Here is a 6,470-nt window from a genome sequence, read left to right as displayed (position 1 = left end):
CCACGTCAGGTGAGTGCACGAGCAGTCCTCCCGGCCACGGCCGACAGATCCCGTTCAAGACCCGAAGTCAGTTAGAGGGCGGGTCAGACCGGACCGGGAGGACTCTCTCGTACATCCTCACTGTTAGCGGGGGGTGCGGAGGGCGGCGGCTCGGCGGGCTCGGTCGACTGCCGCCGGGAGGGCCGCGATGAGGGCGTCGATGTCGGCCTGGGTGCTCGTGTGGCCCAGGGTGAAGCGCAGCGAGGAGCGGGCGCGGTCGTCGTCGGCGCCCATCGCGAGCAGCACGTGCGAGGGCTGGGCCACCCCGGCGGAGCAGGCCGAGCCCGTCGAGCAGGCGATGCCCTGCGCGTCGAGCAGCAGCAGCAGGGCGTCGCCCTCGCAGCCAGGGAAGGAGAAGTGCGCGTTGCCGGGCAGCCGGTCGGCCGGATCGCCGTTGTAGATCACCTCGGGCACCGCCCGACGGACCCGTTCGATCAGGTCGTCGCGGAGCGCGGCGACCCGGGCCGCGTACTCCTGCTGGCCCTTCACCGCCGCCTCCACGGCGACGGCGAAGGCGACGATGCCGGCCGTGTCCAGCGTGCCGGAACGGATGTCGCGCTCCTGACCCCCACCGTGCAGCAGCGGCGTCGCCGGTACGTCCCGGGCGAGCAGGAGAGCACCCACGCCGGTCGGGCCGCCCAGCTTGTGACCGGTGACGGTCAGCGCGGCGACCCCGCTGGCGGCGAAGTCGACGGGCACCTGACCGACCGCCTGGATGGCGTCGGTGTGGAACGGCACACCGTGCTCGGCGGCCACGGCGGCCAGCTCGGTCACCGGCTGGACCGTGCCCACCTCGTTGTTCGCCCACATGGCGGTGACCACGGCGACGCGGTCGGCGTACGCGGCCAGCTCGGCACGCAGGGTCTCCGGGTGCAGTCGCCCGGCGTCGTCCACCGGCAGCAGGCCGACCTCGGCGCCCTCGTGCTCGACGATCCAGTCGACCGCGTCCAGCACGGCGTGGTGCTCGACGGCGCTGGAGACCACCCGGCGACGGTCCGGGGAGGCGTCCCGGCGGGCCCAGAAGATGCCCTTGACCGCCAGGTTGTCGCTCTCCGTCCCGCCACCCGTGAAGATCACTTCGGACGGCCGGGCACCGAGAACGGCGGCGACCCGCTCGCGGGACTCCTCGACCCGGCGGCGGGCACGGCGACCCGCCGCGTGCAGGGAGGACGCGTTGCCGACCTCGCGGGCGGTGGCGACGTACGCCTCCAGTGCCTCGTCGAGCATCGGAGTCGTCGCCGCGTGATCCAGGTAAGCCATCACCGTTCAGCCTACGGCCGTGTGGTCGGGACGCGGAGGCCGGAGGGGCCTCCCGCGCAACGGCCGGGGTGGGATCCCACCCCGGCCGGTCGCCTGGGTACCCGCTCAGGCGGGCACCGCGGTGACGACGATGTTGTCGCGGTACTTGCGGGCCTTCGCGTCGAACGGCCCACCACAGGTGATCAGGGTCAGCCGCGGCTTGCCGTCCCGGGCGAAGTAGCGGTCCAACGGAATCTTGGTCTTGTCGTACTCCTCCCGGGCCACGACCCGGTACTCGCGGGCCTTGCCGTCGCTGCCGGTCGCGGTCAGGGTGTCGCCCTGGTCGAGTTCCCGCAGCCGGAAGAACGCGCCCTTGCCCTGCTGGGCGCTGTCCACGTGACCGGCGATGACGATCGAGCCGGCGTCCGCCTCCAGGCCGGGGCCGTACCGGTACCAGCCGATCTCGTCGACGCTCGGCGGCACCTCGAACTCGTTGGTCCGCTTGTTGATGCCCACCGCGTTGATCGTGGCCTTGACGTCGATCGCCGGGATCGCCAGCCGGACCGGCTTGACGGTCTCCGCTGCGGCCGGCAGCTCCCCGGTGGTCACCGGGACCGAGGGGCCCCCGGTGCCGGCGGCCGACGGGGTGGCGGTGGCGAGCTGGGCCGCCTCGTCGGCGCCCACGTCCTCGGCCGGCTGGGAGCCGCACGCCACCAGAGTGGCCACGGTGAGCGCGGCAACGCCGGCGGCCAGGGCCGCCAGCGCGCCGCGGTTGCGCACCGTCACTTGCGGCCGGTCCGCGCGGTGGCCATCCGCACCCCACCACCGAGCAGCAGGAGTACGCCGGCACCGGTCAGCGCGTACCACCAGGTGTTCACGCCGGTGCCGGCCTGGCCGCCGTCACCGCTGGGCACGCCACCCGGGGAGGAGTGCAGACCGGTGATGGTCTGCGCCACCACGTCGAGGGTCTTGCCCTCGGCGGAGCCGATCGCGTAGACGATCGTGGCGGTGCCCTCCTTGAGGTTGAGGTCGGCCGGGCCGATGGCCACGGTGTCGGTGCCGGCCAGCACCACGTCCGCCTTTACGTTGCCCGCGTCGACGTCGCCCTTGGCCTCGTTCGGGTTGGTGAGGTCCTCGAAGACCGGGGTGCCACCGGCGCGGACGTCGACCGCCGGGGCGGCGGCGGTGTGCCGGACGATCAGCCGGGCCTTGCCGGCGTCGACCTTCGAGACGTCGTTCACGAACGGGGTGATCTTCGGCTGGCCGGCGGCGTCGAGGTGCGCGGCGATGCTGATGTTCGCCCCGCCCGGCACCGCGGCGTTGTCGACAGTGAGGATCGCGCTGCCGATCGGCTCGCCCGGCTTGGTGAGCGCGATGTCGTAGTCGCCCTCCTCCAGGTTCAGCGGGCCGGCGACGTCGCCGGGCTTGAAGTTGTCGAGCGTCTTCTCGCCGTTGACGTAGACGTCGACGGGGGTGTCCGGGATGCCGTGCACGACGGAGACCTTCGACGTGGCGGCGTACGCGGGGGTGGCGGTGAACGCGCCGACGCCGGCGAAGGCCAGCGCGGCGACGGCGCCGCCCGCGGCGACCCGACGGAAGTACGAGAGCTGCATGTCTGCCTCCTGGTGATTACTGCTGATTCGTCAGGCCTGGCTTGCAGAACGGGTTACGCCGGCTCCGCGACGGACGGATGCGCCCCGGACGAACTTTTCTTTTCCGGCGTCACCCGCATCCGCTTCCGGGTCGGCGGACGAAGAGCAGGTGAGATGACATCGACCGGGAAAGTGGGGCGGGGGCTGTGGCGGCTACAGTCGGGTATGCCCCATCGAAGGCGAGCGGCCTGATGACGGCGCCCCCCGAGAATCCAGACCCCCCGGTGGACGACACCGCCCTCCGGTTCCGTGCTGGCGACGAAGCGGCGCTGCGCGAGGCCTACGACCGTTATGGCCGTGCCGTGCTGCACCTGGCCACCACCATGCTGGCCAACCGCGCCGACGCCGAGGACGTGACCCAGGCGACGTTCGTCGCCGCCTGGCTGGCAAGGGACACCTTCGATCCCGCCAAGGGGTCGCTGATCGGCTGGCTGCTCGGCATCGGCCGGCGCAAGGTGATCGACCGGATGCGGGCCTCGGCCCGGGAGACGCGGGTCGTGGAGACGGTCCGGCAACTGCCCGAGCCGGCGCAGACCGGCCCGGACCCGGACCGGGTCGTGGACCGGCTGGTCATCGCCGACGAGCTGGCCCAACTTCCGGACGACCAACGACGCATGCTGGAGTTGGCGTTCTACGACGACCTGACACACCAGCAGATAGCGGCGATGACAGGTGTGCCGTTGGGCACCGTGAAGAGTCACATCCGACGCGGTATGGCGAGCTTGAAACGCAGATGGGAGGTGGACGGTGCAGCACCTGGACCACGACCGGCTGGTCTTTCTGGCGCTCGGTGAGAGCGAGGCGGACAACGGCGAGAGCACCCACCTCGGCAGCTGCGCGCACTGCCGGCGGGAGATGGAGACGCTTCAGCAGGTGGCCGGCCTCGGCGCGGAGACGCAGGGTCTCGACGACCTGCCCGACCCGCCGGAGCACATCTGGCAGGGCATCGTTGCGGAGGTGAGGGCGGCGGAGGCACTGCCGTCGCTCACCGACTCCCGGCGCCAGCACGTGCTGCCCGAGCAGCCGAACGGCACGACGGCCGAGCCGAGCGCCGCCACTGTCACCCGCCTGGCTCCGGCCGATCGACCCCGCCGGGGCCGAGGCTGGTCCCGTTGGGCGTCGGTCGCGGTGACCGCGGTCGCCGCCGCGGCGGTCGGTGTGGTGGGCACGGCCTCCGTGCTGCGCCCGGACGACCCGGCTCCGACCCCGCCGCAGGCGGTGGTGGCGAGCGCGCCGCTGGCGGCGTACGGGGCGACGCCCCCGGCGGCCACCGGTGACGCGCGGGTTCTCCAGGACGGCCAACTGCATCTGCATGTGGCGAATCTCCCGAGCGTCCCGGGGTACTACGAGGTCTGGCTCATCAATCCGACGACGATGGAGATGTTCTCGGTCGGCACCCTGGGAGGCGGCTCGGATGCCCTGCTTCCCCTGCCGCCGAATGTCGACCTCAAGAGCTACTCGGTGGTCGACGTCTCCGCCGAGCAGTACGACAACAACACCCGCCACTCCGGCGACAGCCTGTTGAGGGGCACCCTGACGGGCTGATCGGCGGGCCGGCTCAGCTCCCCGGCCCGCCGATCAGCTCCCCACACGGCAGTGGCCGCCCGTGCGCACGGGCGGCCACTGCTGTTGTCGCTGGGTTACTTGCGCTTGCGGATCTCCTCCGCGGCCTGCGGGACGATCTTGAACAGGTCGCCCACCACCCCGAAGTCGGCCAGCTCGAAGATCGGCGCCTCGCCGTCCTTGTTGACGGCGACGATGGTCTTCGAGGTCTGCATGCCGGCCCGGTGCTGGATGGCGCCGGAGATGCCGAGGGCGATGTAGAGCTGCGGGGAGACGGTCTTGCCGGTCTGGCCCACCTGGAACTGGTGCGGGTAGAAGCCGGAGTCGACGGCCGCCCGGGACGCGCCGACCGCGCCACCGAGCAGGTCGGCCAGCTCCTCGACCAGCTTGAAGTTGTCGGCGTTGCCGACGCCCCGGCCGCCGGAGACGACCACGCCGGCCTCGGTCAACTCGGGGCGGGAGCCCTTCTGCTCGGCGACCCGCTCGACGACGGTGGCCAGCTTGTCGGTGTCGGTGACCGACACGCTGAGCTGCTCGATCGCCGGGGTGGCCGCCGCCGGGGCGGGGGTGACCGAGTTCGGCCGGACGGTGACCAGCGGCAGGCCCTTGGTGACCTTGGACTTGACGATGGTGGAGCCGGCGAAGGCGACCTGCGTCGCGGTGCCGTCGGCGTCCAGGCCGACCACGTCGGTCAGGATGCCGTTGTCGAGCTTGACGGCGAGCCGGGCGGCGATCTCCTTGCCCTCCTGGGCGGAGGCCAGCAGAACGGCGGCCGGTTGCACCCGCTTGACCAGCTCGGCCAGCACCGTCGCCTTGGGGGCCACCAGGTAGCCGTCGATCTCGTCACCCTCGGCGGCGTAGATCTTCTCCGCGCCGTACTCGCCCAGCTTGCCGCTCAGCGCCTCGGCGGCGCCGGCGCCGCCGAGCACCACGGCGCTCGGGGTGCCCAGCTCACGCGCGAGGGTGAGCATTTCCAGGGTGACCTTCTTGACGCCGAATTCCTTGGTGGCTTCGACGACGACGAGAACCTCAGACATGTCAGAACCCCCCTCTCACACGAACTTCTCGGTGGCGAGGAACTCGACCAGCTTGACGCCGCCCTCGCCCTCATCAGTGATCTTCGCGCCGCCGGAGCGCGGGGGGCGCTTGCTGTGCTCGACGACGGCGCTGGTGGCGCCGTCGAAGCCCACCTCGTCGGCAGCGACCCCGAGGTCGGCCAGCGAGAGCGTCTGCACCGGCTTCTTCTTGGCGGCCATGATGCCCTTGAAGGACGGGTAGCGCGGCTCGTTGATGGTGTCCCAGACGGAGACCACGGCCGGGGTGGAGGCGGTGACCACCTCGTAGCCCTCCTCGGTCTGCCGCTCGACGGTCAGCGTCGCGCCGTCGACGGTGAGCTTGCGGGCACCGGTGAGCGCCGCGACACCCAGCCGCTCGGCGATCATGTGCGGCATGACCTGGACCCGACCGTCGGTGGACTCGGCGCCGCAGATGACCAGGTCGGCGCCGAGCTGACCGAGCGCGGCGGCGAGCACCTTCGAGGTGGCGACGGCGCACGAGCCGTGCAGGGCGTCGTCCAGCACGTGCACGGCCTTGTCCGGGCCCATGGAGAGCGCCTTGCGGATCGACTCGGTCGCCCGGTCCGGACCCATGGTCAGGATGGTGACCTCGCCGCCGTGCGCCTCCTTGATCTTGAGGGCCTCCTCGATGGCGTACTCGTCCATCTCGTTGATCACGTTGTTCGCCGAACCGCGGTCGACGGTGTTGTCGTCATTGCGCAGGTTGCGGTCCGCGCCCGAATCAGGCACCTGCTTGACGAGTACGACGATGTTCATCGCGCTTCGACGACCCTCCTGTGTGGTGTTGCGATTCGCTCGCCCGGTCTGGGGCGCAGCGTCGCGCGTCGGTCGACGCCAGGTCAACCGAGGGCGGCTGTGCAGTTGCCCACGGCGCAATGTTACCTGCCAGTAGGTTGCGCCC

The 6,470-nt window shown here is 71.5% G+C and carries 7 protein-coding genes; 2 read left to right on the top strand and 5 right to left on the bottom strand.

Going from position 1 to position 6,470, the window contains the following annotated elements:
* Positions 1–123: 123 nt before the first annotated feature.
* The 3 genes from QCZ28_RS15120 to QCZ28_RS15110 form a co-directional block, all read right to left on the bottom strand.
* Positions 124–1,299 (bottom strand): cysteine desulfurase family protein, encoded by a 1,176-nt coding sequence (locus tag QCZ28_RS15120; protein WP_279517253.1) that lies wholly within the window; start codon positions 1,297–1,299, stop codon positions 124–126.
* Between the two features lie 105 nt (positions 1,300–1,404).
* Entirely contained in the window at positions 1,405–2,064 is a 660-nt protein-coding gene (locus tag QCZ28_RS15115) for a class F sortase (protein WP_279517252.1), read from the bottom strand.
* The gene (locus QCZ28_RS15110) at positions 2,061–2,891 is read right to left on the bottom strand and encodes a DUF4397 domain-containing protein (RefSeq protein ID WP_279517251.1); all 831 of its coding nucleotides are present in this window, start codon (positions 2,889–2,891) and stop codon (positions 2,061–2,063) included. The genes QCZ28_RS15115 and QCZ28_RS15110 overlap by 4 nt, the downstream gene beginning before the upstream one ends.
* A gap of 230 nt (positions 2,892–3,121) precedes the next feature.
* On the opposite strand from QCZ28_RS15110, the gene QCZ28_RS15105 reads away from it, so the two are divergent.
* Both QCZ28_RS15105 and QCZ28_RS15100 read left to right on the top strand, forming a co-directional pair.
* A complete protein-coding gene (locus QCZ28_RS15105; RefSeq protein WP_279517250.1) occupies positions 3,122–3,724 on the top strand; it encodes a sigma-70 family RNA polymerase sigma factor in 603 nt (200 codons plus the stop codon).
* On the top strand, positions 3,678–4,475 hold the full coding sequence (locus tag QCZ28_RS15100) for an anti-sigma factor (protein ID WP_279517249.1): 798 nt from the start codon (positions 3,678–3,680) through the stop codon (positions 4,473–4,475). The genes QCZ28_RS15105 and QCZ28_RS15100 overlap by 47 nt, the downstream gene beginning before the upstream one ends.
* A 95-nt stretch (positions 4,476–4,570) precedes the next feature.
* Here QCZ28_RS15100 and QCZ28_RS15095 read toward each other — a convergent pair whose 3' ends face one another.
* On the bottom strand, positions 4,571–5,530 hold the full coding sequence (locus QCZ28_RS15095; RefSeq protein ID WP_279517248.1) for an electron transfer flavoprotein subunit alpha/FixB family protein: 960 nt from the start codon (positions 5,528–5,530) through the stop codon (positions 4,571–4,573).
* Between the two features lie 15 nt (positions 5,531–5,545).
* Complete coding sequence (locus tag QCZ28_RS15090; protein WP_030331093.1) at positions 5,546–6,325, bottom strand: electron transfer flavoprotein subunit beta/FixA family protein; 780 nt, start codon at positions 6,323–6,325, stop codon at positions 5,546–5,548.
* Between the last annotated feature and the right edge of the window lie 145 nt (positions 6,326–6,470).

It is taken from the genome of Micromonospora sp. DH14 (assembly GCF_029809455.1).
Lineage (GTDB): Bacteria > Actinomycetota > Actinomycetes > Mycobacteriales > Micromonosporaceae > Micromonospora > Micromonospora parva.
This window is presented reverse-complemented; position numbering and strand designations above follow the sequence as displayed.